General features: G+C 71.0%; 23 protein-coding genes. 5 read left to right on the plus strand and 18 right to left on the minus strand.

What is annotated here, in order from left to right; translation table 11 throughout:
- Positions 1-494, plus strand: a 494-nt coding sequence (locus tag AC5LUJ_RS03415) for an ATP-binding protein (RefSeq protein WP_250284995.1), incomplete at its 5' end; no start/stop codon positions are given.
- A gap of 57 nt (positions 495-551) precedes the next feature.
- Here AC5LUJ_RS03415 and AC5LUJ_RS03420 read toward each other — a convergent pair.
- Positions 552-1,445 carry an alpha/beta fold hydrolase gene (locus AC5LUJ_RS03420; protein WP_250284996.1) on the minus strand — a complete coding sequence of 298 codons (894 nt, stop codon included), beginning with the start codon at positions 1,443-1,445 and terminating at the stop codon, positions 552-554.
- A gap of 445 nt (positions 1,446-1,890) precedes the next feature.
- Entirely contained in the window at positions 1,891-2,844 is a 954-nt protein-coding gene (locus AC5LUJ_RS03425) for a phytanoyl-CoA dioxygenase family protein (RefSeq protein WP_250284999.1), read from the minus strand.
- Positions 2,845-3,031: 187 nt separating this feature from the next.
- Here AC5LUJ_RS03425 and AC5LUJ_RS03430 point away from each other — a divergent pair, with 187 nt between their 5' ends.
- Both AC5LUJ_RS03430 and AC5LUJ_RS03435 read left to right on the plus strand, forming a co-directional pair.
- Positions 3,032-3,304 carry a hypothetical protein gene (locus AC5LUJ_RS03430; protein WP_250285000.1) on the plus strand — a complete coding sequence of 91 codons (273 nt, stop codon included), beginning with the start codon at positions 3,032-3,034 and terminating at the stop codon, positions 3,302-3,304.
- 56 nt (positions 3,305-3,360) lie between these two features.
- A complete protein-coding gene (locus AC5LUJ_RS03435) occupies positions 3,361-4,509 on the plus strand; it encodes an acyl-CoA dehydrogenase family protein (RefSeq protein ID WP_250292705.1) in 1,149 nt (382 codons plus the stop codon).
- A 59-nt stretch (positions 4,510-4,568) separates the two neighbouring features.
- On the opposite strand, the gene AC5LUJ_RS03440 is transcribed toward AC5LUJ_RS03435, so the two are convergent.
- From AC5LUJ_RS03440 to AC5LUJ_RS03475, 8 genes are all read right to left on the minus strand, one after another.
- The gene (locus AC5LUJ_RS03440) at positions 4,569-5,252 is read right to left on the minus strand and encodes a TetR/AcrR family transcriptional regulator (protein ID WP_250286940.1); all 684 of its coding nucleotides are present in this window, start codon (positions 5,250-5,252) and stop codon (positions 4,569-4,571) included.
- Between the two features lie 337 nt (positions 5,253-5,589).
- On the minus strand, positions 5,590-7,542 hold the full coding sequence (locus tag AC5LUJ_RS03445) for a serine/threonine-protein kinase (RefSeq protein ID WP_250286942.1): 1,953 nt from the start codon (positions 7,540-7,542) through the stop codon (positions 5,590-5,592).
- 181 nt (positions 7,543-7,723) lie between these two features.
- Positions 7,724-8,755, minus strand: a complete 1,032-nt coding sequence (locus AC5LUJ_RS03450) for a 2OG-Fe(II) oxygenase family protein (protein ID WP_250286945.1) — start codon at positions 8,753-8,755, stop codon at positions 7,724-7,726.
- 158 nt (positions 8,756-8,913) lie between these two features.
- Positions 8,914-9,753 (minus strand): DUF427 domain-containing protein, encoded by an 840-nt coding sequence (locus tag AC5LUJ_RS03455; protein ID WP_250292706.1) that lies wholly within the window; start codon positions 9,751-9,753, stop codon positions 8,914-8,916.
- Complete coding sequence (locus AC5LUJ_RS03460) at positions 9,750-12,065, minus strand: ABC transporter ATP-binding protein (RefSeq protein ID WP_250292708.1); 2,316 nt, start codon at positions 12,063-12,065, stop codon at positions 9,750-9,752. The genes AC5LUJ_RS03455 and AC5LUJ_RS03460 overlap by 4 nt, the downstream gene beginning before the upstream one ends.
- Positions 12,062-12,994, minus strand: coding sequence for an ABC transporter permease (locus AC5LUJ_RS03465; RefSeq protein WP_250292710.1), 933 nt, complete (start codon positions 12,992-12,994; stop codon positions 12,062-12,064). The genes AC5LUJ_RS03460 and AC5LUJ_RS03465 overlap by 4 nt, the downstream gene beginning before the upstream one ends.
- A complete protein-coding gene (locus AC5LUJ_RS03470; RefSeq protein ID WP_250286594.1) occupies positions 12,991-13,950 on the minus strand; it encodes an ABC transporter permease in 960 nt (319 codons plus the stop codon). The genes AC5LUJ_RS03465 and AC5LUJ_RS03470 overlap by 4 nt, the downstream gene beginning before the upstream one ends.
- 6 nt (positions 13,951-13,956) lie before the next feature.
- Positions 13,957-15,576, minus strand: a complete 1,620-nt coding sequence (locus AC5LUJ_RS03475) for an ABC transporter substrate-binding protein (protein WP_445548565.1) — start codon at positions 15,574-15,576, stop codon at positions 13,957-13,959.
- Between the two features lie 642 nt (positions 15,577-16,218).
- Between AC5LUJ_RS03475 and AC5LUJ_RS03480 the strand changes: the two genes are divergently transcribed.
- Complete coding sequence (locus tag AC5LUJ_RS03480; RefSeq protein WP_493464450.1) at positions 16,219-17,148, plus strand: CehA/McbA family metallohydrolase; 930 nt, start codon at positions 16,219-16,221, stop codon at positions 17,146-17,148.
- 26 nt (positions 17,149-17,174) lie between these two features.
- Here AC5LUJ_RS03480 and AC5LUJ_RS03485 read toward each other — a convergent pair whose 3' ends face one another.
- The 3 genes from AC5LUJ_RS03485 to AC5LUJ_RS03495 are packed head-to-tail and all read right to left on the minus strand — an operon-like array spanning position 17,175 to position 18,420.
- Positions 17,175-17,528, minus strand: a complete 354-nt coding sequence (locus AC5LUJ_RS03485; RefSeq protein ID WP_250292712.1) for a hypothetical protein — start codon at positions 17,526-17,528, stop codon at positions 17,175-17,177.
- Positions 17,529-17,534: 6 nt separating this feature from the next.
- Positions 17,535-18,272: a DUF8175 domain-containg protein gene (locus tag AC5LUJ_RS03490; protein ID WP_493464451.1), complete on the minus strand. Its 738-nt coding sequence runs from the start codon at positions 18,270-18,272 to the stop codon at positions 17,535-17,537.
- Positions 18,265-18,420 (minus strand): hypothetical protein, encoded by a 156-nt coding sequence (locus AC5LUJ_RS03495; protein WP_250292718.1) that lies wholly within the window; start codon positions 18,418-18,420, stop codon positions 18,265-18,267. Before AC5LUJ_RS03495 ends, AC5LUJ_RS03490 begins: the two co-directional genes overlap by 8 nt.
- Positions 18,421-18,697: 277 nt before the next feature.
- Here AC5LUJ_RS03495 and AC5LUJ_RS03500 point away from each other — a divergent pair, with 277 nt between their 5' ends.
- A complete protein-coding gene (locus AC5LUJ_RS03500; RefSeq protein WP_445548568.1) occupies positions 18,698-18,862 on the plus strand; it encodes a lytic transglycosylase domain-containing protein in 165 nt (54 codons plus the stop codon).
- On the opposite strand, the gene AC5LUJ_RS03505 is transcribed toward AC5LUJ_RS03500, so the two are convergent.
- From AC5LUJ_RS03505 to AC5LUJ_RS03525, 5 genes are all read right to left on the minus strand, one after another.
- Positions 18,855-19,607 carry a GNAT family N-acetyltransferase gene (locus tag AC5LUJ_RS03505; protein WP_445548566.1) on the minus strand — a complete coding sequence of 251 codons (753 nt, stop codon included), beginning with the start codon at positions 19,605-19,607 and terminating at the stop codon, positions 18,855-18,857. The genes AC5LUJ_RS03500 and AC5LUJ_RS03505 overlap by 8 nt on opposite strands.
- Entirely contained in the window at positions 19,592-20,725 is a 1,134-nt protein-coding gene (locus AC5LUJ_RS03510) for an LLM class flavin-dependent oxidoreductase (protein WP_493464452.1), read from the minus strand. The genes AC5LUJ_RS03505 and AC5LUJ_RS03510 overlap by 16 nt, the downstream gene beginning before the upstream one ends.
- Before the next feature lie 28 nt (positions 20,726-20,753).
- Entirely contained in the window at positions 20,754-21,938 is a 1,185-nt protein-coding gene (locus tag AC5LUJ_RS03515) for an LLM class flavin-dependent oxidoreductase (RefSeq protein WP_250292723.1), read from the minus strand.
- Positions 21,935-23,356, minus strand: a complete 1,422-nt coding sequence (locus AC5LUJ_RS03520) for an NtaA/DmoA family FMN-dependent monooxygenase (RefSeq protein WP_250292727.1) — start codon at positions 23,354-23,356, stop codon at positions 21,935-21,937. The genes AC5LUJ_RS03515 and AC5LUJ_RS03520 overlap by 4 nt, the downstream gene beginning before the upstream one ends.
- A gap of 280 nt (positions 23,357-23,636) precedes the next feature.
- Positions 23,637-23,759: a putative leader peptide gene (locus AC5LUJ_RS03525; RefSeq protein ID WP_445548569.1), complete on the minus strand. Its 123-nt coding sequence runs from the start codon at positions 23,757-23,759 to the stop codon at positions 23,637-23,639.
- Between the last annotated feature and the right edge of the window lie 76 nt (positions 23,760-23,835).

The raw sequence follows: 23,835 nt of genomic DNA on the forward strand, positions 1-23,835 counted from the left end.
TGTCCACGCCTGCCCCCACTCTCGAGACCACATGTGATCACATACTCGCTACTCTGCTGCCGGACCGGCCCGCCGCCGACGACGACGTCGCCGTCCTGCTCGCCCGCACCCACACCCTCACCGCCGGCCAGGTCGCCTCCTGGGACCTGCCCGCCGACCCCGCCGTCGTCGCCCACGCCCGCGCCCACACCATCCGCCAGCTCACCGCCTGGAACCTGCCCGACGTCATCCCCACCACCACCCTCGTCGTCAGCGAACTGGTCACCAACGCCATCCGCCACACCACCGGCCCCATCCACCTGCGCCTCATCCGCGACCGCGGCGCCCTCATCTGCGAGGTCTCCGACGCCAGCAGCACCGCCCCCCACCTGCGCCGCGCCCGCACCCTCGACGAGAACGGCCGCGGCCTGTTCCTCATCGCCCAGCTCACCCACCACTGGGGCACCCGCTACAACCGCACCGGCAAGAGCATCTGGGCCGAACAGCTCATCTGACACCGCGCAGTGGCCCGGTGCCCACGGCACGCTCACCGCATGAGGCCCACGGCGCGCTCACCGCGCGTCACGACGAGGGCGGGGGGCCGTGCCGAGGCCGAGACGCTGGCGGGAACGGACACGCCGGTCGAAGAAGTCGCGGACAGCCTGGTCGAAGACCGAGTTGTCGTCGCCGGCGACCATGTGATGGGCGTCGGCCACGTCGACATATTCGGCGTGGGGAACCAGCTCAAGGAAACGCCGGGCATCGTCGACGCTCAGTACGTCCGACCTGCCGCCGCGCACGAGCAGAGTCGGGATCCGCAGCGAGACGGCCGCCTCCTCGAGCCCGGGCATGACCACGTGCCCGCGCTGGGACAGCTGATTGCTGGTATCACGCAGAAAAGCGGGATCCCAGTGCCAGAACCACCGGCCGTCGACCCGGCGGAGGTTCTTGCGCAGGCCGCTGATGTTGCGCGGCCGGGGCCGTTGCGGGAGATAGGCCGCGACGGCGTCGGCGACCTCGTCCAGGGAGCCGTAGCCCTCCGGCCTGGCCGTCATGAACTCCCGGATGCGGTTCGTACCGGCGGCCTGCAGGAACGGTGAGACGTCGACCAGGACGACACCAGCCGCGAGATCGGGATGCTGCCTGAGAGCCGTCAGCGAGGCAATGCCGCCGAGGGATGCCCCGATGAGCACGGGCGCCCGCCCCGTCCACCGCACGGCCGCCACGACATCGGCGGCGAACCGGCTCAGGGGGTAGATCCCGTCGGGCGACCAGCCGCTGTCGCCGTGCCCGCGTAGATCGATGGTGAGCGCGTACCAGCCGTCACGGGCGAGCATACGGGCGGTCGTGCCCCAGGAATGACGGGTCTGGCCGCCGCCGTGCAGGAGCAGGACCGGGGCGGCGGCCGGGTCGCCGTAGGCATCGCCGACCAGCTCGACCCCGTCCGCGGGAATACGTATCGTCACCGGTTCGCCGGTGTCGGTGGTGACCCTGGCACAATCCGGCTCGTCACCCGTGGACGAAATCGATCGTGGGTCATTCTGCACGCCGTGTCTCCTACCGCACATGCCTGTCCGTGCTGACGTCATCAGGATACTGTTCGGCATCTCCGCGACCAGTGGGCAGGACAGGCCCTGATGTGAGCGATATGCGAGGAGCGGTCTTCGCAAGATTTTTCCGCACTTCTGGTGGAATCGCGCTCCACGCTGGATATTCCCGCTCCGGATACGCCGCCGGCCGCTGTTCCGACGCTCGGGCCCGGGCCGGTGAGAGCATCGCTGTAGAGCATCGCTGTTCGCCATGGTCCCGACGCCGCCGCGCGGTGGCCCGCGTACCGGTCCTTAAGCCGCTTCGTGACCGCTGTAGCAGCGCCACCGCGCCTGGAGCGGCACGGGGGAGGATGCCGAGCTCTCAGTTCCCGTCGTCGCCCGACCAGGGGATCGTCCAGCGGTGGTCAATGGTGTCGCCACGGCGGGCGAAGCGCAGATCGGTGGACAGCCGCATCACGTCCCCTGTGACGTCCAGGGACGCGTGGATGAGGTGCGAGTTGTGCAGGGTGATGTCGCCGGCCCTGCTGACGACGTGCATCCATCGCAGGCCCAGCTGGCTGGAGACCCAGAAGAGGTCGTGGCTGATCGGCCGGGGATCGCCCGGGCGGTCCGTCACCGCACGCAGGGGCGCCAGCTTCTCGCGGCTGAGCCGGTGCGACCCCTCCAGGTAGACCATGCCGCCGGTCTCGACCGAGCAGTCACCCAACGGTATCCACATCGTCACCAGGCGGTCGGAGCCCGCGTCGAGGTAGTCGAAGTCCGCATGGGCGCGGGTCGCGGTGAGCGACCCACGGTGGAAATGCCGGACAATATGCCGCGGCAGCAGAACCGCGGGGGCCTCCAGCAGTGTCTCGGCCAGGCGCAGCAGCTGCGGGTTCTTTATGAACCGGCTGAAAGCGGCTGAACGGACGAAGCTGTGGGCCGGATGGCCCGGCCAGCCGTGCGGCGGAAGGCCCGGCGGCAGCTGCCCGGAGAAAACACCGTGAACCGGCTCGGTCCCGGGCTTCAGGTAGACCGGGTCGAACCGGGAGAAATAGCCGGCCCGCAGCGCGCGGACCTCGTCCGGATCGAGCGCGCCGCGCAGGTGCAGATAGCCGTCCTCGTGGAACCGGCGCCGGAGCGCAACCGGATTGGACAGCAGCGGGGTGCTGTCACGCAGCAACGCGAAACGATCGCTGTCGAAAGGGATCGACAGCCCGTTGGAAGTCAGTCGCTTCGCGGTGACCGGCGTCCGCCGCAGACTGTCGTGCGCACCACGGGCCACCGGATCCGACGACGCATAATGCCGGTCACCTGCCTGGTCGATATAATTCACCCCAGAGATACCTGACGAATCCAGCGAAGCGCCGGTGACAATGGCGAGTTCCCCCACACCTGATCCTGACCTTTCTCGCATCGACGAGCGTGACAGCGAACCATGTGATTTTATGGGACGCGGCGCAGAACAACGCCCGAATTGGAGAACTCGGACGAAAGCAACATGTAGCCGCAGGTCAGCGGCGGTGGGTGTTATGGCATGGCGGCACCGGCATCATCCACACGGCAAGAACGCCGGAGCGGCCCCGTCGGCACCGGCGCCGTTGATTCATCCGCCGAACGACCGCTCGAACGACCGCTGGACGGACGCCCACCTGATGATCGACAGCGGGGCCCCGGCGGGCCCCGGCACCGAGCAGATGATCGCGGAAGCCGCTGCTTCCGGTTCGGTCTCCTACGGCTACGTCGACGGCGGAGACAGTCCACGGCAGCCGGGCCCACCTGCCGAAAAGGAATGAAGCAGTACTCTGGTACGACTTCGAGTATCGACTCTCCGAGTCGTCAGGAGGCCCGGATGCCCGCGGAACGTCAGCTGCCCTCGGACGAGGCGCGCGAACTGGTCGAACTCGCCAGCACGATCGCGGAGAAGGAGCTCGAGCCGCGGGTGGCCGAGTGGGAGGAGGCCGGCCGGTTCCCTCGCGACGCGTTCACCGTCCTGGGCCGGGCCGGGCTGCTCAGCCTGCCCTACCCCGAGGAGGCCGGCGGCGGCGGCCAGCCGTTCGAAGTGTACCTGCAGGTCCTGGAGGAGATCGCCTACCGGTGGGCGGCGGTCGCCGTCGGCGTCAGTGTGCACGCGCTGTCCTGCTACCCGCTGGCCATCGCCGGCAGCCCGGAACAACGCGCGACCCTGCTCCCGCGGCTGCTCGATGGCGACCTGCTGGGCGCCTACTGCCTGTCCGAGACGCACGCCGGCTCGGACCCGAGCGCGATGCGCACCCGCGCGGCCGCCACCACGGACGGCGGCTTCCTGCTGACCGGGACCAAGGCGTGGGTCACCCACGGCGGGGCGGCGGACTTCTACACCGTCTTCGCCCGCACCTCCGACGACCGCTCCGGCGGCATCTCCTGCTTCGTCGCCGACGCCACGAGCGACGGCCTGACCGCCCAGCCGCCGGAGCGGAAGATGGGGCTGCGGGGCTCCCCCACCGCCATCGTGAACTTCTCCGACGTCCGGCTGCCCGCCGACCGGCTGGTCGGACAGCCCGGGCAGGGGCTGTCGATCGCCCTGTCCGCGCTGGACTCCGGCCGTCTCGGGATCGCCGCCACCGCCGTCGGCCTGGCCCAGCGCGCCCTCGACGACGCGGTCGCCTACGCCCGGCAGCGCACGAGCTTCGGCAAACCGATCATCGAGCACCAGGGGCTCGGTTTCCTGCTCGCCGACATGGCCGCCGCCGTGGAGTCGGCACGCGCCACCACGCTCGCCGCCGCCCGCCGCCGCGACGCTGGGCTGCCGTTCTCCCGCCAGGCCAGCATCGCCAAACTGGTCGCCACCGACGCCGCCATGAAAGTCACCGAGGACGCCGTCCAGGTGTTCGGCGGTGCCGGCTACACCCACGACTATCCGGTCGAACGGTACATGCGCGAAGCCAAGGTCATGCAGATCTTCGAAGGCACCAACCAGATCCAGCGGCTGGTCATCAGCCGGCACCTCGCCTGCTCCTGACAGCTCCTCGCCCCGGCCCGGCACGCGCGCCCCGGCGGGCCGCCACTCCGTTCACACCGTCAGTCAGCCGGGCAGGCCGCTGGCCGTTCGGTCAGGCAAGGCTGTTCGGCGGCGTCCGCATCCGCGTCCGTATCCGCGTCCTGGACGATCCCGTGCAGCAGCAGTTTCGCCAGCTCGGCGTAGGCGTCGGCATCGGAGAGGCCGGTGACACCCGCGATCTCGCCCTGCTGAATGGCGACCATCGCAAGGGTCGCGACATGCCCGACAAAGGACGCGTGCACATCACGGAAAGCCCCGCCGGCCACCCCTTCGGCGACGAGCGTACGAATCCGCGCCGCCGCGACCCGCGTGTTGAGCTCGTAGACGTCGCGGGCCGGCGGGAAGGCTGCGAGATCCCGCCGGAAGGCCTCGGACGCCGGCTTCAGCTCCTCCGCCACGGCCGCCAGATAAGCGCCGACCCGCGCACCCGGATCCACGACCTCGGCCACCCGCCGCTCCACCTCGGCCGCGGCGGCACGGAAGAAGTGGACGACGACCGCGACGGCAAGCTGCTCCTTGCTGTGCGCCAGCGTGTAAAGGCTCGACTTCGAGCAGCGCAGCCGCGCGGCAAGATCAGCAAGTGTGAAGTGCGCGAACCCCTCACGCAGGAAAATCTCGACGAGCCGGTCGAACAGGTCGGACTGCCGAGACGTACGGCGGCTGCCGGAGCTCGGCCACGGATGGCCGTCGAGGGACACGGTCATGACCAGTACAACGTTACCGGCCCAGCGGACACGGCGGCCCGACGCGGCAGCACAGGACACCGGACACAGGAAGATCGCGACCGCCCCGAAGCCGTACCCGGCCGGCCCCGGATCGCGCGGGCAACGTCCGCCCGCCGCCGGACACACACGGAGCAACGGTCAGCTAATCATCAGCGGCCACGCCGGTGACGACATTCGTTGACAGGCTGCGAAAAAGATCGCCGTATGTTTGTTGCCATGTACGCCAGCCGGGCCGAAAAACGTACCGAACGACGAACTCGTCCGGATCGTGCCCGTACGGAAGCCCGCGGACAGCGTCCACGGCCCGGCCGGGATTCTATCGCTGGAAGTCTATTCGCTTCAGGCGGTTCGGGTAGATGCTGAAACGGCCCAGGTCGTTGGTGCCGAAGAAATCGCAGCCGGTTCCGATGCCACCCCGCGCCGTCTGGCCGGTGAGCAGGGTGACGACCAGGTCGGCCTTGCCGTTCGGGGTGAACTGCTCGTCCGAGCGCAGCACCTCTATGCTTCTCATTTTCTCGAACGGGATGTCCTGGCCGCTGGACAGCGTGATGCCGTGCCCCACGGAGATGCAGTAGGACAGTGTTTCGGCCCGTACCGAGGTGGCCACGCCGTCCGTCGCGGTCAGCACCGCGGTCGCCTCGGACCATGGCCTCGTCCCGGAGAGCGCCGACGGACTGGCGCCTCCGGCGGCTCCAGAAACGGCGTCGCCCGAAACCGATGAAACCGGCAAAGGTGATGATGCGGATGAGGCGGACGAATCCGATGAGCCTCTCGATGACGACGAAGCAGACGATCCTGGTGAGGACGGCGAAACAATCGGGCCGCGCGAGCCGGCCGCCCCTGCGCTCGCCAGCGAGGCTTCGCCGTCACCGGTGCCGGTGAGGGTGGCCAGGGAAACGACCGCGGCGATGACGGCGGCCAGCAGGAAAGCGGTCACGACCGCCCACCGCAGCCGGCGCCGAGGCCTACGGCCCCGGTCGCCATCACCAGGGGGTACGGCCGGCGGCTGGAAGGGCAACGTGCCTGGCAATGGCGGCTGTGCCTGGTGCGGCCAGGGCGGCTGCGTGCCCTGCGCGCCATAGCCGGCGCCGATACCTGTGCTGTCCGCGCCGGTATCGGCGCCACGGCCGGCTCTCAGGCGCGGCTCGTGGCCACGGGCCTGGTACGCGGGTGTCTCCTGCTTGTTGAGGACATCTGCCGCCGGCGGTGGCGTCGCGGGCCTGAAAGCGTCTGCCTTGTCGGAAGCACCTGCCGGTGGCGGGGCCGCCGCGGGCCTGAAGGCACCTGCCGGTGGCGGCGGCCCCGCGGGCCTGAAGGCGTCAGCCGGTGGCGGTGGCGCTGTGGGTACATACCTGGCCGTCGGCGGCACCCGCTCGCCGGGTGCCGGCACGTGGCCGGCGGCCTGACGGATGTCGTCGTCGAGGCGCAGCCGGATGCTGGAGCGGGTGGTCCAGCCCGGGCCGTAGGCGTCGGCGGCGGCATGGGCCAGCTCGAGGGCGAAGGCGTGGGCGGAGGGCTGGCGGGCGGCCGGATCCTTGGCCAGGGCGCGCAGGACGACCTCCGCGACCGGGGCGGGCACCCCTGTCGGCGACGCTGGGACGACGTCGAGGTGCTGCTGCCACAGCGCGCGCACCGGCAGCTTCGGGTCGAACGGCGCCGCGCCGGTCAGCAGGTGGTAGAGCACGACCCCCAGCGCGTACAGGTCGGTGGCCGGGCCCAGCCGGCCACCGGTGATCTGCTCGGGGGCCATGTAGGCGGGGGTGCCCACGAGCGCGCTGGCGGTGGCCGCCGTCCCTTCGACGATCTTCGCGATCCCGAAGTCGGTGACCTTCAGCAGGCCCGTGGTGTCGAAGAGCATGTTGTCGGTCTTGATGTCGCGGTGCAGCATCCCCTGGCCGTGCGCGCAGGACAACGCCGTGGCCACGGCCAGCCCGGCCGCGCAGGCGTCCTCGGGCGGCAGGCCCACCCGGCGGCGGGTCAGCGTCCCCCCGCCCAGCAGCTCCATGATGATCAGATGCAGGTCCACGGTCTCGACGTAGTCGTAGACCCGGACCACATGCGGGTGGTCGATACCGGCGAGCAGCCGCGCCTCGGCGGCGAAATCGGTGCCCGCGCCCTCCTGGGCCGCGGCCAGCACCTTGATGGCCACGGGCCGCTCCAGCCGGCGGTGCCGGCCCTCGATCACCAGCCCGAACGCGCCGGTACCGAGCTGGGTGCCCAGCTCGTAGGCGGGCAGCGCGGCGCCTATCCGCGCACGATCGACGATCACGGCTCGGCGTTCACCCCCGGACGGCACCAACTACCGCCCACCATCATGAAAACGTCCATATCCTCCGCACAAGCTGTTGCGATTCTAGCCACGCGACGTTGCATGACAGGCGGAAGGTCGTTGGCCCGACAGGCCAGGAAACACGCATCATCGGATCCGTTCGCCCCTCCCGCTGGGCGGTTCAGCGTCCGGCCGAGGTTTCCGCCAGCTCGGAGACGTACGGCCGGCCCTCCCGCCAGGCCGCTATCTGATCGGGACGGCCGTAGGTCCTGAGGTAGTCCTCGACCCCGTTCTCGGTGAGCTCGCCCAGCACCGCCGGTTCGAAGCCGGTGCCGTCCGCGCCGGCGAAGGCCGGCAGCGGCTCGAGCACGGTGTCGAGGCTCGGATGGTAGAAGATCCCGATGGACCGTCGGGTCACCGTGCCGCCGGCCACGACCCGGTGGCGGACGGGACGTAGCCGGCCGTTGGTCCAGCGGGTGAGGATCGTCCCCGAGAACACCTGCAGCGCGCCGGGCACGGCAGGCACCGGGATCCACCTTCCGTCGGGTAGCTGCACCTGCAGCCCGGTGTAGTCGCCGCTCTGGTGCAGGATCGTCACGGCCGAGGTGTCCGTGTGCTCCAGCAGCAGGAGTTTGTCCTCGTCGGAGGCGGTGTCCGGGTAGGTCCAGGTCGGGTAGTCGTTGACGACAAAGCTGGTGTAGTGGGGCTCGTCGTGCGGGAAGCCGCCGGCGGGCAGGCCGAGGATCCGCTCGTACAGGCCCAGCGCCCGCCGGGCCAGGCCGACGGCCGCGTCGATGTAGGCGAAGGTGACCTCGCGCAGGCCGGGGTCCTGCGGTGGCCAGACGTTGGCGTGCTCGTAGAGCCCGAGCCACCGCCGGCTGACCCCGGCAGCGGCGGCATCGGCCGGGTTGTCGAACTGGGCGATCGAGTACCGCTCGAGCTCCAGGCGGCCGAAGTCGTCGGGCCACTGGCGCCAGCCGCGGTAGGGATGCCCGGTGGGGCTGGCGAGCGTGGCCTTCTCGGCGCGGGGCAGCCGCAGGATGCGCCCGATCCGCCGCTCGAAGTCCTCGATCAGGTCCTGCGGGACGCCGTGGTTGACCACCTGGATCAGTCCGATGCTCTCGGCCGCGTCGCGGATCCGCCGCAGCAGGCCGGCGGGGGCGTCCTCGGCGAGGGCCGCCTGAAAGTCGATGACGGGAATCGTGTCGCTCATGGCGGATGTCCCTCCGGGGATGTCTCGGGGATTGCGGTGCCGGGATGTCGAGATCGGGAGCGAATTGTCAGGGCGAGGCGCGAACGGACCGTGGGATGAATAACAACAGATACGGGCAGATGCGGACAGATATGTGAAGTACGAGGCCGATACGCCGGTCAGGACCAGGGCGTGCTGGGGCGCGGCTGGCGGACACCGTCTACGGTCAGGTCGACCCGCTCGTTGAAGAACGCGACAAGACCAGCGATCTTCGGGATCTCTGGAATGGATTCGGCGTAGCTCCACGCGATGTCGTCGATCCGCGTACCGTCCGGTCTCTCGTGAGACCAGTACCGCGCTTCGCCCTTGTACGGGCAGCGGGTGCGGGTCGGTGCCGGTGTCAGCCGGTCCCATCGCACGTCGAGCTTGGGCAGGTAGTAACGGATCGGCAGCCCGGTCTCGAAGAGCAGGGTCGGATGGTGGGTGTCGGCCAACAGCTCGCCGCCGACACGGACCTCGACGTGCCGCGACGAGGGCAGCGCGTCGACACGCTTGTAGGGGTCGCGGGGGTGGACGAAGACCTCCTCGTCCTCCTCGTACCAGGCATCGGCCCTGTCCCAGTAGAAGGCGACATGGTCGGCGAGCTCGGCCGCCTCGGGGATCGGATCCGGGTAGGCCCAGACCGCGTTCTCAGCACTCCGATCACCGACGGTGATGGTGAAGTAGGACGCGTCGCCCTTGCGCGGGCAGCGCGTGTGGTGGTCGGTGGGGGTGAGCAGGTCGAACCGGACGTCCGCGCGCGGGAAGTAGTACACCGGCAGGTGCCCGGTCTCGAAGACGTACAGCGTCCGGGTGCTGTCCGCGATCACCTGCCCGTTGAAGAGCACCCGGATCCGCCGGCCGTTCGGCTCGGTCCGCACGGGGCGCAGGTCGCGCGGCCGCAGCGAGAAAGGATCCCGCTCACCTGTCTCGGTCGCGATGGAGCCGGTTGATGTTCCGGTCGATGTCGTGCCGCTCATGTTCGGACTCCCTTTCCGTTTGTCGATGTCGTTGTGCCGGTGCCGGTGCCGGCCGGGCTCGCCGACGTCTCCGCGGCGACAGGGCGTCCGGACGTCACGCTCTCTCCTGCCGCGGCTGGCAGTACCCGCGTAACCCGCGTACCTGACCCGGCGAGCGGTGTCGACGCAGCCCTGGGCAGATCAGACGGCTCGAGGTGGCAACGCACCGTGTGCGCAGGCGCTCCGACCGGCCCGGACAGCAGCCGGACGGGAGGAGCCACCCGATCACACAGGCCGTCCAGCCGGTGGGGGCAGGTCCAGGCGAACCGGCAGCCGGCCCGCCCCACCGAATCCGGACGGCCAGACACCTGGCCCGGCACACCGTCCCCGGTCAGGCTGTCGGTGTACGGATGGTGCGGGCCGGACAGCACGGCGGAGGTGGGACCGACCTCGACAATCTGCCCCTGGTACAGGACGGCCAACCGGTCCGCCAGGTAGCCCACGACGGCCAGGTCGTGGGAGATGAACAGGTAGGAGACGCCGCCGGTGTCCCGCGCGGCCGCCAGCAGCTCCAGCACAGCGGCCTGGACGCTCACGTCCAGCGCTGACACCGGTTCGTCGCAGACGACCAGTTCGGGTTCGCCGGCGAAGGCCCGGCCGATGGCCACCCGCTGTTTCTGCCCGCCGGACAGCCGGGCGGTCCGCAGCGGCAGGAGGCGAGGGCCGAGCTGGACCCGGCCGGCAAGGTCGGTGACCGTACCCGATCCGCGCAGCGTCACCAACGCCCGGCGCAGCACGGTGGACACGGAGTGTCGCGGGTTGAGGGTGGTGTCGGGATCCTGGAAGACCATCTGCACCCGGCGGCGGTCTTCGGCGGACCGACGTGACAGCCGGGACGGCAGGAGGTGTCCGGCGAGCCGGAGCTCCCCCGGGCCATCGGGCCCGAGACCCACCAGCGCCCGGGCGAGGGTGCTCTTGCCGCTGCCGGATTCGCCGACGAGGCCGAGCACCTCGCCGTAGGCGATGTCGAGGTCGATCCCGTCCAGCACCGGCGTCCGGCCGTAGCCGCGGGAGAGCCCCCGCACGGACAGCAGCCCCGGCCGCAGCCCCGGGCCCGCGCGGTCCACTTCAGTGGTCTGCTCGGGAAGACGCGGCGTCGGGCCGCGGCCACTGTGGTGGCAGCGCACCAGGTGCCCGTCCGGGCGCACGTCCAACCGCCGCTCCGGGAGCCCGTCCGGCGGGACTCCGGTAGCGGAGGCAGCGACGGCGGGGACGGCAGGGAGAGCAGGGAGAGCAGGGACGGCGGGGACGGCGGGGACGGGGACGAGCGACGGCTCCCGGGTGCGGCAGGTCTGGTCGACGAGCGCGCAGCGGTCCGCGAACGCGCAGCCGCCCGGACGTTCGCTGGGGGCCGGCGGCTGGCCCGGCACCGCCAGCAGCCTGCGCTCCCGGCGGGTGACCCCGACCACGGGGGCCGCCGCGACCAGGCCGGCGGTGTAGGGATGCCGCGGCGCGGTGAGCAGCTCGGCCGCCCGGCCCTCCTCGACCAGGCGTCCCGCGTAGAGGACCCCCATCCGGTCGCAGCGGCGGGCGACAAGCGCGAGGTCGTGGCTGATGAGCACGACGGCGGCATTGATCTCCCGCCGCAACGCCTGCAGGAGGTCGAGGATCTCGCGTGCCACCGCCGCGTCCAGGCCGGTGGTCGGCTCGTCGAGGACGAGCAGCCGCGGACGCGACGCGAGCGCCGCCGCGATGCCAACCCGCTGCTGCTGCCCGCCCGACAGCTGGTGCGGCCATCGCCGCGCGATCACGGCCGGCTCGGGCAGGCGCACCGCCGCCAGCAGCTCCAGCGCCCGCAGGCGGGCCGCGGCACGCGACAGCCCCTGCAACCGGCAGGCCTCGGCCACCTGCGCGCCGACGCGGGCCGTCGGGTCCAGGCTGCTGGTGGCACCCTGGTGGACCATGGCGAACGCGGTCGCCCGCCACCGGCGCCGGTCCCGTTCCGGCAGGCCGCCGACGTCGACGCCGTCCAGGTGGATGCTGCCGTGCTCGACCCGGCCGCCGTCGGGCAGGACACCGGCCAGCGCCGCCGCCAGGGTGCTCTTGCCGGATCCGGACTCCCCCACCAGCCCGTAGCTTTCACCGGGACGCACCCGCAGGCTCACGCCGTCCACGGCGGCCACCCGCGCGCCCGACGCCGGGTAGCTCACGCTCAGCCCGTCGACGACGAGCCCCCCGGGCGTGCCCGGCCCGGTCACGCCCGCCGGTGTGCCGCCGACCGCGCCACCGACCGCCAGCCCGCTCACCGCGCCGCCGACCATCGGCCCGTTCACCGCGCCGCCACCTGTTCCCGCAGGTTGTCCGCGACCAGGGCGACGCCGATGACGAGGCTTGCGACGGCGAGCGCCGGGAAGAGCACCGTCCACCAGGCGTGCTGGAGGAAGACCCGGCTGTCCGCCACGGAGGCGCCCCACTCCGGGGAGCCCGGCGGCTGGCCGAGCCCGAGGAACGACAGGGTCGCGGCGGCGAAGACCGCGTCACCGAGCCGGGACGTCGCCTCCACCAGCACGGTTCCGGCGACGTTGGGTAGCACCTCGCGGCCCAGCAGGGACGGGAACGGCTCACCGCGCAGCCGCGCCGCCTCGACATAGGGCTTCTCCCGCTCGACCAGCGCCGCAGCCCGCACACTGCGAGTAACAATCGGCACGAAGAACACTCCAATAACGACGATCAGGGCGGTGGTGGACCTGCCCACCAGCGCCGCCACGACCACCACCCCGACCAGGCTCGGGAAGACCGCGAGCGCGTCGACGACCCGCATGACGATCTCGTCCAGCAGGCCCCGCCGGACGCCGCACACCAGCCCGAGCAGGCTGCCGGCGGCCACCCCGGCCGCGGCCGCCAGCGGAGCGACCTCCAGCACGGGACGGGCACCGGCCAGCACCCGCGCCAGCACGTCCCGTCCGAACTGGTCGGTGCCGAACAGGTGGCCCCAGCCCGGCGGACGGAACCGCTCGGCCGGATGCTGGGTCATCGGGTCGGCGGGGACGAGATGCGGCCAGAACGCCGCGACGACGGCCCATCCGAGGAGCAGGACCGCGCCCGCCACGAACGACGGCCGGCGCACCAGCCGCCGGACGACCCGTGGCCCGCGGGCCACGGCGGCGACCGACGGCGCCCCGGCGTCGACGACGCTCCCTGGACTCCCTGCGCCTCCTGGGATCCCAGGGCTCACCTGGCCCACCGGGCTCGCCTGGCTCACTGGTGAGCCACCTTCCCGACCCGGATCCGCGGGTCGAGCAGCGCGTACACGACGTCCGCGACGACGTAGACGAGCATGCCCACCGCGCCGAGGACGATCGCGGTGGCCTGCAGGGTCGGCACGTCCTTGCTGGTCGCGGACGTCAGCAGCAGGTCGCCGATGCCCTGGTAGCCGAACAGCAGCTCGACGGTGACCAGCCCGGCGAGCAGGAACTGCAGCTGGACGGCGAGCGCGCTCGTCGCCGGGACCAGGCAGTTGCGCAGCACGTGCCTGCGCACGAGCTGCCCCTCGGGCAGGCCGCGCACCCGCATCGCCCGGATGAACGGGCTGGACAGCGTAGCGGCGGTGCTGGCCCGCACGTGCCGGGCGACGTAGCCGGCACACAGCAGGACCAGCGAGATCGCCGGCAGCAGCAGATGTTCCACCCGGGTCGCCAGCCCCGCTCCCGGGGGCGCCTGGGCCGAGGAGGGCAGCCAGTGCAGCTGGACGCTGAAGACCACCAGCAGCACGACCCCGGTGACGAACTCCGGTGTGGCCCCGAGGCTCAGGCCGGTCACGCTGAGAACCCGGTCGAGCGGGCGCCCCTCCCGCAGCCCCGCGGCGAGGCCGAGCGCCAGCGCGAACGGCACGAGCAGCGCGAAGGCGAGCAGGGCCAGCAGCAGGCTCTGGCCCAGCCGGCCCATCGTCAGTGGCCGGACCGCCACCCCGAGCGTGTAGGACTGTCCCCAGTCACCGGTGACGAACCCGCCCAGCCAGTGCAGGTACCGGCTGGGCAGCGGCTGGTCCAGCCGCAGCTGGTGGCGCAGCGCGTCCACGGAGGCCTGGCTCGCTTCCGGGCCGAGCACGACCCGGGCGACGTCGCCGGGGATCAGCTCGGTCGCGACGAACACCAGCAGGCTGACCGCCAGCAGCGTGACCGGGATCGTCAGCAGCCGTCTGACCAGGAAACGCGCCACACCCGATCAGGCCCTGGTCACGGTCGTCAGGTCCAGGAACGCCGACGGGTGCGCCCGCAGCCCCCTGATCCGGTCGGTCCGGTAGGCGCGGACCGCGCCGTTCCACACGCTGACGATGACCGGCACGTCCTCGTTGAGCGCCCGCGCGATGATTTCCGCCTGTTTCTTCCGTTCGGCCGGGTCGGTGGCCGCGTCGTAGGCGGTGGCCGCCGCGTCCACGGCCGGGTTGGCGTATTTGGAGCCGTTCCACACCCCCTGGCTCTTCACCATCGGGATGATGAACTGGCTCGCCGTGGGCCGGCCCGCCCAGCCGACAAGGTTCGCGGTTGTGAACAGCCACGGGGTGTCGGTGGTCTGGTCGCCCCCGTAGAACGCCCCGGAGGTCTGCTGGTCGAGGTCCACGGTGATGCCGACCTGTTTGAGCTGGTCCTGGATGACCAGCGCGTAGGACCTGTTCGGCGGGTCGAAGCTGAGGGTGAAACGCAGGTTGTCCACGCCCGCGGCGGCCAGCAGCGACCTGACCTTCGCCTCGTCCCTGGCGCGCTGCTGGAGATCGGTCGGCGCGCTGGCGAACGAGGGCGCGAAGAGATGGTCGTTGCCCAGGACACCGGCCCCGTCGCGCACGCTGGTCAGCACCCCCGGCCGGTCCAGGGCGTACGCGACCGCCTGGCGGACCTCCTTCCGCGTGAACGGCGGCCTGTCGACGCGCAGCGTGAACGCGGTCAGGCCGGTGCTGTTCACCTTGTCGACGGCGATGGAGCCGCCGCCCGCGACCGGGCCCACCAGGCTGGCATCCGACAGGATCTGCCCGTCGACGGCACCGCTCTGCAACGCGAGCAGATCGGCCTGCTCGTCCTTGTAGAAAGCCACCCGGACGCCGTCGAGATACGGCTTCCCGGAATCCCAGTACCTCGGGTTACGGGTGAACGACGCGCCCGTGCCGCTGTCATAGGAGTTCAGCAGGAACGGGCCTGTGCCGATCGCCTTCTGGGCGAACGTGCCCACCTGGTAGTCCGGCTTCAGGATGAGCGCGTTGTAGTTGCCGGCGGACACCAGATAGGGAAACTCCGAGAACGGCCGCTCGAGGCGGAACACGACCGTGTCGGAGCCCGCCAGCGAGACACCGCCGGCCTTGAGCACCGTGTCGAACGCCGACAGCGCCGCGGACTTGTTCGCGGGATCGAGCAGACGGTCGAACGACGCCTTCACCGTGGCCGCGTCCAAAGGTGTGCCGTCGGAGAAGAGGACTCCCTGACGGATGGTGAACGACCAGGTCCGGCCCGCCTCCGACGACGTCCACGCGGTCGCCAGCCGGGGTTGCAGCTGGAAGTCGGAGTCCAGCCAGATCAGGTAGTCGGCGACGAGCTGGACCAGGGCGATCGCGGTGCCGTCGTACATCGTCACCGGATCCAGCGCGGTCGGCGGCGGCGGAGCGCTCAGGGTGACGGTGCCTCCCCGCTTCCCGCCCGCGGTCGAGGACGCCGAGGAGTCGGCGGCGTCCGCGTCACCCGTCGAACCGCCGCACGCCGCGAGGAGCGCGGCAAGCCCACCGGCGCCGGTACCGGCCAGCAGGCCGCGTCGGGTCAGCAGCGCCCGCACCGGATGTTCGGCGGACGCCGCCGCCATCCCGGCTGTTCCGGTCGTCTGAATCGGCTTGGCCGGCTGGACCGGCGCTGTCGGCTGAACCGGCGCTGTCGTCTGAACCGGCGCTGTCGTCTGAACCGGCATTGTCCGGGTCGGCGATTTTCTCACGAGGGTCGGCGTCCTTTGTGGAAGGGTGGGTGAAGCGCAGCGGATCAGGACCTGTGCCACGAACCCCCGTGTCCGGCGGCGGCCTGCGTAAATGACCATGTGACTCGGGTGCGGCGAGAGGCACAGGGGAGACGGTGGAACGCGCGGTGCTTGCAGACGGTGAACCGCCGGGCCTGCGCAGACGGGGCCGTACAGGCGGCAGCCGATCAGCCGCGGTAACAGCGCCCGCAGATCATCCGCATGAGGTCGATGTGTATCCGAGCGACCAGGAGAACTGTTCTCCACACACCACCAACGGCACCATGACCATCCCAACCAGTCAAGTGGGCAATACCTGCCAGCGACCCACCGGATTCGCGAATACGGGCAAAAATGGATAAGATTGGACGCGGATGCGGCAGGATCGTCCGGCCACGCCCCACCCAAGCCGCAGACGGCCCAGCCTGTACGGCCTGACGGCAGCCTGGGGGCGGAGTCTCGGCAAACGACCAGTTGCCCGTAGTCCAGGGAGTACCCGTGATCGACCTGCCGTTCCACCGGCCCGGCCGCTTCTGGCGGGGCAATCTCCACACCCACTCGGACCGGTCCGACGGGGCACTGCCGCCGGCGGAGATCGGGCGCCGCTACCGGGAGGCCGGCTATGACTTCCTGGCCATCACCGATCACTTCCGGGCCAGGTACGGATTCCCGCTGACAGACACCCGGCCGTTGCGCACCCCCGGATTCACCACACTGTTGGGCGCGGAGCTGCATGCCCCGCGCACCGAGTTCTCCTCGGAGTGGCACATCGTCGCCGTGGGGGTGCCACTCGGCTTCCCACCTCCCGAGCCCGGCGAGAGCGGACCGCACCTGGCCCGCCGGGCCCGGGCCGCGGGCGCGTTCATCGGCATGGCCCACCCCGCGGCTTCGCTGCTCACCCTCGCCGACGCCGAAAGCCTGGACGCGGCCCACGCGGTCGAGGTCTACAACGCACTCTCGGCCCGCGAGGACCGGGGCGACAGTTGGCATCTGACCGACATCCTGCTCAACCGGGGGCACCGGCTTGGCGCCTACGCCGCCGACGACGCGCACTTCCAGCCCCAGGACCCGCCGGGCTGTGCGGCCTGGGTCCAGGTACGCGCCGACACCCTCACCCCGGAAGCGCTCCTCGCGGCCCTCAAGGCCGGCCACTACTACTCGAGCACCGGACCCGACCTACACGACATCCAGTTCCACGACGGCATGGTCACGGTGAGCTGCTCACCGGTGCGCAAAATACTGGTCACCGGAGGCGCTCCGGGCGCACAGGTGATCGAGGGAGAATCGCTGACGAAGGGCTCCCTGCCCGTCGCGATGTTCGAACAGTGCGGATACTGCCGGGTCACCGTCGAGGACAGGACCGGAGGACGCGCCTGGAGCAACCCGATCCGCCTGGAACCGGATCCCGTTCCCTCCATCGAGGCATAGCCACAATCACAAAGAAATATCCGATGTCATCGGGTTGTCCCGGACGCAGTCAGCCCACACAACGCCACCGTGATCACGATGGGCCACATCCAGCCCCGGATCGTGGCGACCACCTCGATCGGGGGCGCGCTCGCCGGGTCCGTACCGGGCGCGACCGGCTGCTGCACCCGGATGGAGGGGGCCTTGACCCACCAGGTCGAGGTGGTGTCCACCATCCACGCCAGCCCCTTGGCCAGCGTGTCCTCCAACGAACTCAACGTACTGTCACTGACCTTCTCGACAGCCTTGCCAGCGCCGGCCTTGACAATGGCGCCGCCCAACTCGGTGGCGGGGCCGAACTGGGTGTATCGCAACGGATTATGCAAATCGGGAAAGGCCACGGGCTCCTACCTCCGAGGGAACATCTGGAAGCCGGCGGTGGAGGCGACCCGGCCGGTAACGGTGGACCAACTGCCGCCGGGTGGGGCTACGACCCGCCAGTCCTCCCGTTCCCAGCGCAGCTCGACACGTCCGGCGGCGTACACCGTGATGCCAGTGGCGTCCTCGGCGCCGGTGGCCAGATACAGCACGACCCGGTCGGGAGTGACCGCGTCGAACCGGACCCCGACATAGCGGTAGCCCTGGCCGGAGAACCGTCCGCTCAGCCGGGCAGGGACGGCCTGCTGCGCCGCGGTCATCCGGGTCTGTTCCAGCAGGGCGGGCTGGTCAACGCCGGTGGTCTGGTCGGCGATGGTGGGTTCGAAGATGTAGGCGCCGACAGCGGCGTCCGTACGAACAGCGATGTGGATCGCGGCGAGGGCCGCGCCCAGCGGGGTGTGCGCGAATCCGGACGCCCGGTCGTCGGCCAGGATGTGCGGGCCCGCGGTCGGCGAGACCGGCAGGGCGAGACCGTGGAAGTCCAGCCAGGTCAGGTCGGAGAAGTCCAGGACGGGCAGGCCCGGATCCGGGAGCACCGGCCCGCCGCCTGCCGGGACCGGGCCGGTCGTACCCGCGGTCGGGGACGGCGCCGGTGTCGGGGAGCCGCCCCGGCCACCGAGGAGCAGTCCGACGGCGATCCCGACCGCGACCAGCCCGGCCGCGGCCAGCAGCCGCACACCTGTGGAGAAACGACGCCCGTCAGCCATCCCCGGCTCCCGCCGTCGCCTGCACGGTGCCGCGGGGGACCAGGACCAGCGGCCGGCCAGCGAACTCACGGTTGGCCGCATATCGGGGCCAGCCGGCGACCACACCGATGCCGATCGCCGGCTGCAGCAACGCGGCCACGCTGGTCACCCCCGTGCTCCCATGACAGTCTGTGACCGCCACCAGCGGCTGAACGGAAGCGACGTCCGTGGCAGCGCGGCGGTGGCGGAACTGTGTGTCATGGCCGGTGCGCATCAGCACCGTCACGCCAAGATCACCTCTTGTACCAGAAAGGATACGTATCGTCAGAATAGGCGAAAGCACAAAACTCGCTGTTGCCGGTGGGCCACTGCGCGCCGACACCTACCAGGGCTGGATCGTCCCGGCCGGTGCCGGTAACGACTGCTGTCCATAGCTCAGCCCGGCGCTGCTCACCGCCCAGCTCGCCCAGGAATCCGGCTTCAACCCGCGCGCGGTCTCCGCCGCCGGGGCACAGAGCATGGCCCAGTTCATGCCCGGCACCTGGCCGACCTGGGCCGCCGGTGCTGGATGGGAACGGTTTTATCCGGAAAGCGCTGCGCCGGTCAGGTGACCGGGGCGTTTTCGGGGAGGGGGTCGGGGACGCGGACGGCAAGGAAGGTCGCCTCGCGGCGGAGGCGGAAACCCAACGAGAGGTAGAGCCGAATCGCGTTGGTGTTGTCGGCGGCCGCGTGCAGGAACGGGGTTTCGCCGCGTTCGCGGATGCCGGCGGCCACCGCGCGCACCAACCGGCCTCCCAGCCCCTGGCCGCGGAAGGCGGGATCGGTGCAGACCGCGCTGACCTCCGTCCAGCCGGGTGGGTGCAGCCGCTCGCCGGCCATCGCCACGAGCACGCCGTCGCGGCGGATGCCCAGGTAGGTGCCCATCTCGATGGTGCGGGGCAGGAACGGGCCGGGCTTGGTGGCCGCGGTCAGCGCGAGCATGTCCGGCACGTCCGACGGCTGGAGGCGGACAGCCTCGTCGTCGGGCGCGGCGGCGACTCCGCCGTCGACGAGCTGCACCCCGGAGCCGCGCGCCACCACCTCCCACCCCGGCGGCGGCGGGACCTGCACTCCGGCGAGCGGGACCAGCGCCCCCGGGCCGGCGAGGGCGGCGATGTCGTTCCAGTCGGCGGCGTCGGGCTGTTCGGGCAGCGCCACGAAAGGGGAGACGTCGACCGGGTAGCGCAGCACGTTGCCGCGCCGCTCGGCGAGGTGCGCGTGCGCCCCGGTCAGCGACCAGCGGGCGGGGTTGTCCAGTGGATGCCGCTGGTCCGGGTCCTGCCGGCTGGCGGGGACCCGGCTCAACGGCGTTGCCATTCCTGGGCCAGCAGCTGGTAGGAGCGGACCCGGTCGGCATGGTCGTGGGTGATCGTGGTGATGATCAGCTCGTCGGCGCCGGTGGCGTCGCGCAGCTGCTCCAGCTGGTCGGCGACCTGCCCCGGCGAGCCGACGAACTGGGTCTCGACACGGTCGGCGACCAGTTCGCGGTCGGCGTCGCTCCACACGTGCCGGCGCGCCTCCTGCGGGGCCGGGAACGGGATGGCCCCCAGTGTGGTGCGGATGCTGCGTACCCACAGCCCGTAACCGGCGGCCAGCTCCCGCGCGGTGGCGGTGTCCTCGGCCACGACGACATCGGCCGAGACGCTGACATAGGGCCGGTCAAGTTCGCCGGACGGCTGGAACGCGGCCCGGTAGGCCTCGACAGCCTCCAGGACGGTGGCCGGGCTGACGTGGTAGTTCGCGGCGAACCGCAGCCCCTTCTCCCCCGCGAGGATCGCGCTCTCACCCCCGCTGCTGCCGAGGATCCAGACCTGCACCTGCGCGCCCTCCCCGGGGACCACGTGAGCCTGTTCGCCCTCGGCGGAACGGTAGGTGCCGGCCAGCAGGGCAAGGACATCGCCGATCTGCTCAGTGTAGTTCTGTGACTGTGCGCCGGGGAGCTGCAGGAGCCCCTTCTGCAGCTCGAAGCGCGGCGAGTTGAGCAGATGCTCGAAGGAGAACCGGGGTGGGATGCGCAGCCCATTGGGCGCGCGTCCGTCCACGACGGCCGTGCCGGCGCCGAGCAGGGCCGGCTCACGCCTCACCTCGTTCGGACGCCCGCCGGAACGGCCCAGGCCGAGGTCGAGACGCCCGGGGTGCAGGGCGTCGATGAGCCCGAACTCCTCCACCGTCGACAACGCGGTGCGATGCCCGAGCTGGACGGCGCCGGAGCCGAGCCGGATCGTCGAGGTGGCCGCGGCCGTCAGCGCCAGCAGGACCGCCGGCGAGGTGCCGGCCACGCCGGGGTTGAGGTGGTGTTCGGCGAACCAGTACCGGGCGTAGCCGAACCGCTCGGCCCGCTGGGCGAGATCGATGCTGTTGCGCAGCGCCTGCGCCGCGGTCGATCCGGCGGGGATCGGGACGAGGTCCAGGACGGCGAGCGGAGTCGTGACCATGACAGGCTTCCTTACTCATAGACACGGCCTAGACGGCGGCGGGCGCGGGTCCGTCCACGGTCGGTAACGATGCGGCGGATGACGATGCGTTCGGTGACGACGGCGACGGCGAGGACGGCTGAGACGACGAGGAGGGCGGGGCTGACGGGGACGGCTCGGCGAGCACCGGGGCCCACGGCCAGGGCGGGTCCGGGATCTCGCGGCGCAGCACCGGGGCGATGTCGGACTGGAACAGCTCCAGGCTGGCGCGGTGCTGGGCGTCGGTGAGGCCGCCGGCGTCGGCGTGCAGGTGCAGCACGCTGTGCCCGAACCGCTCGTGGTAGCGGTGCACCTTCTCGATGACCTGCTGCGGGCTGCCGATCAGCGCGGAGCTGCGCTCGACGAAGTCCTCCAGCGTCGGGAACACCGGTTCCATACCGAGCCGCTTCTGGAAGGCGAGATACCCCTCGAACACCGGACGGTAGCCGGCGATGGCGTCCTGGGAGCTGCGTTCCGCGTAGTAGCCGGCCGTGCCGGCACCGACCGCCGCCAGCGCCGGGTCGTGGCCGTAGTGTTCCCACTGCTCACGGTAGTACTGGACCAGTTCGGCGTACGGCTCGATCGGGTTGGTGACGTTGGCCGAGAACAGCGGGTCACCGTAGCGGGCGGCCAGGTCGACCGACTCCTTGCTGGTGGCGCTGCCGTGCCAGACCCGGATCGGCTGCTGCAGCGGCCGGGGCCAGACCTCGGCGTCCCGCAGCGCGGGGCGGAACCGCGGGTCGGCGGTGACCTTGTCCTCCCGCCAGATCCGGCGGAAGAGCTCGTAGGACTCGGCGTTGCGGTCCCACTGGTCGTCGGGGGTGACGTGGAACAGCTCCCGCTGGGCGGCGCCGTTACCCTTGCCGATGATCACCTCCAGCCGGCCGCCGGAGAGGTGGTCGAGGGTGGCGTAGTCCTCGTACGCCCGCACCGGGTCGAGCAGGCTCAGCGTGGTGACGGCGGTGAACAGCCGGATCCGGCTGGTGAGCGCGGCCAGGTGGCTGAGCACCACCGGCGGGGAGGAGGAGATGAACGGCCGTTCATGCCGTTCGCCGACCCCGAAGCCGTCGAAGCCGAGTTCCTCGGCCAGCAGCGCGTTGTCGATCACTTCGCGGAACCGCTCGGCGGTCGACTTCCGCACCCTGGTGACCGGGTCCGGGGCGTGCACGATCAGGGTGATGGTCAGGAACTTCACGACACGGCCCTCGCCGCCGGCCCCGGCCCGGCAGGGGACGCGCCGGACGCGTCGGACGTGCCTGACACGGCAGGGACGAGCGGCGCAAGACCGAGATGGTCGCGCAAGGTAATACCTTCGTACTCGGTACGGAACACGCCACGCTCCTGCAGCAGCGGGACCACCGTGTCGACGAAACCGTCCAGCCCGCCGGGGGTGATGTGCGGGACAAGGATGAACCCGTCGCTGGCATCTGCCTGCACGAGATCGTTGATCGCACTGGCCACCGTCGCCGGGGAACCGATGAACGTCTGCCGCCCGGTGATCTCGATGATCAGCTCTCGGGTGGAGAGGTTCTTCGCCTCGGCGAGCTGGCGCCACTGGTTCGCGGTGGCCAGCCTGTCCCCGAACATGCGCACGCTGGCCCGGCCGCGGGCGACCGTGTGCTCCCCGGGGTCGGGGTCGACGGCGGGCAACGGCCCATCCGGGTTGTGGCCGGAGAGGTCACGGTTCCACAGCTGCTCGAGGAACTGGATCGCGGTCTGGCCGCTGACCTGCTGGCGCCGGACCTCGTATGCGATCTCGGCCGCCTCGGCGTCGGTGTCGCCGAGCACGAACGTCGCCGCGGGCAGGATCAGCAACTGGTCGCGGGCACGGCCGTAGCGGGCCAGCCGTCTCTTGACGTCGGCGTAGAACGCCTGCCCGGCCTCCAGGGTGCCGTGCCGACTGAAGATCGCGTCCGCGCCCGAGGCGGCGAACTCCCGCCCCTCGTCGGAGTCACCCGCCTGGAAGATGACGGGACGTCCCTGCGGGCTGCGCGGGACGTTGAACTGGCCGGCGATGTCGAAATGAGCGTCACGGTGGGTGAACCTGCCCGGGTGCGGGTCGCGCAGGAACACCCCGGTCTCCCTGTCGGCGATGATCTCGTCGCCGCGCCAGGAGCCGAACAGCTCCCAGGCCGTCCGCAGGAACGTCCTGGCCCGCGCGTAACGCTGCTCCTCGGGCAGGAAGCCGCCGCGGCGGAAGTTCTCGCCGGTGAAGGCGTCCCAGGAGGTGACCACGTTCCACGCCGCCCGGCCGCCGGAGAGATGATCGAGGCTGGCGAACTGCCGCGCCACCTCGTAGGGCTCGTTGAACGTGGAGTTGATCGTGCCGGCCAGGCCGAGCCGGTCGGTGACCGCGGCGAGCGCGGCCAGCACCGTGAAGGTGTCCGGGCGGCCCACCACGTCGAGGTCGTGGATCAGCCCGTTCTGCTCGCGCAGCCGCAGCCCCTCGGCCAGGAAGAGGAAATCGAACTTTCCGCGTTCGGCGGTCCGCGCGAAATGGACGAAAGAGCCGAACTCGATATGACTTCCCGCAGCCGGGTCGCTCCACACGGTGGTGTTGTTGACACCTGGAAAGTGCGCGGCGAGATGGATCTGCTTGATCGGCCTGCTCATCGTCCGATACCCCTTTCAGACGGCTGCCGGCGCGGCCGTGGGCCGGCGGCGCGGCGGTGTCAACACGAGCGGCGCTGTCAGCGCGAGCGGGAACAGGCCCACCCGGTCACGACGCGCGGGAGCCGGTAGGGCCGGCGGCGACAGACCAGGTCGGGCGCGGCGGATCGTCACGTGCGGCGGATCGTCGGGTACGACGGGCCCGAACTGGATCCGGGCCGGACCCGATCAGGTCGGGCGGACAGCGCGTATGTCAGGAATGCTCAGGTCAGCGGGGCTCGGGTCAGGGTGGACAGAGCGCGCCGGCGACACGGCACAGATCGATGTGCCGGCGCAGAAACGAACTGATCACACCACGTTGTGGCCCGGATATACGGACGGCAGACGGGCCTGGGATCAGCCGCATGCGCCGCCACCTCCTGTCGACCGATACTTCCCGCCGATCGATGCCCGGCCGGCCCTGCCCGACGCCCGGCCCGTGG

It is taken from the genome of Protofrankia sp. CiP1_Cm_nod3 (genome assembly GCF_982290655.1).

Bases quoted from the DNA above. Each gene is read 5' to 3' on its own strand.
- AC5LUJ_RS03490 (WP_493464451.1), bottom strand. From the start codon at position 18,272: ATGGCTGACGGGCGTCGTTTCTCCACAGGTGTGCGGCTGCTGGCCGCG.
- AC5LUJ_RS03455 (WP_250292706.1), bottom strand. From the start codon at position 9,753: ATGAGCGGCACGACATCGACCGGAACATCAACCGGCTCCATCGCGACC.
- AC5LUJ_RS03440 (WP_250286940.1), bottom strand. From the start codon at position 5,252: ATGACCGTGTCCCTCGACGGCCATCCGTGGCCGAGCTCCGGCAGCCGC.
- AC5LUJ_RS03520 (WP_250292727.1), bottom strand. From the start codon at position 23,356: ATGAGCAGGCCGATCAAGCAGATCCATCTCGCCGCGCACTTTCCAGGT.
- AC5LUJ_RS03510 (WP_493464452.1), bottom strand. From the start codon at position 20,725: ATGGTCACGACTCCGCTCGCCGTCCTGGACCTCGTCCCGATCCCCGCC.
- AC5LUJ_RS03435 (WP_250292705.1), top strand. From the start codon at position 3,361: ATGCCCGCGGAACGTCAGCTGCCCTCGGACGAGGCGCGCGAACTGGTC.
- AC5LUJ_RS03505 (WP_445548566.1), bottom strand. From the start codon at position 19,607: ATGGCAACGCCGTTGAGCCGGGTCCCCGCCAGCCGGCAGGACCCGGAC.
- AC5LUJ_RS03475 (WP_445548565.1), bottom strand. From the start codon at position 15,576: ATGGCGGCGGCGTCCGCCGAACATCCGGTGCGGGCGCTGCTGACCCGA.
- AC5LUJ_RS03525 (WP_445548569.1), bottom strand. From the start codon at position 23,759: ATGCGGCTGATCCCAGGCCCGTCTGCCGTCCGTATATCCGGGCCACAA.
- AC5LUJ_RS03450 (WP_250286945.1), bottom strand. From the start codon at position 8,755: ATGAGCGACACGATTCCCGTCATCGACTTTCAGGCGGCCCTCGCCGAG.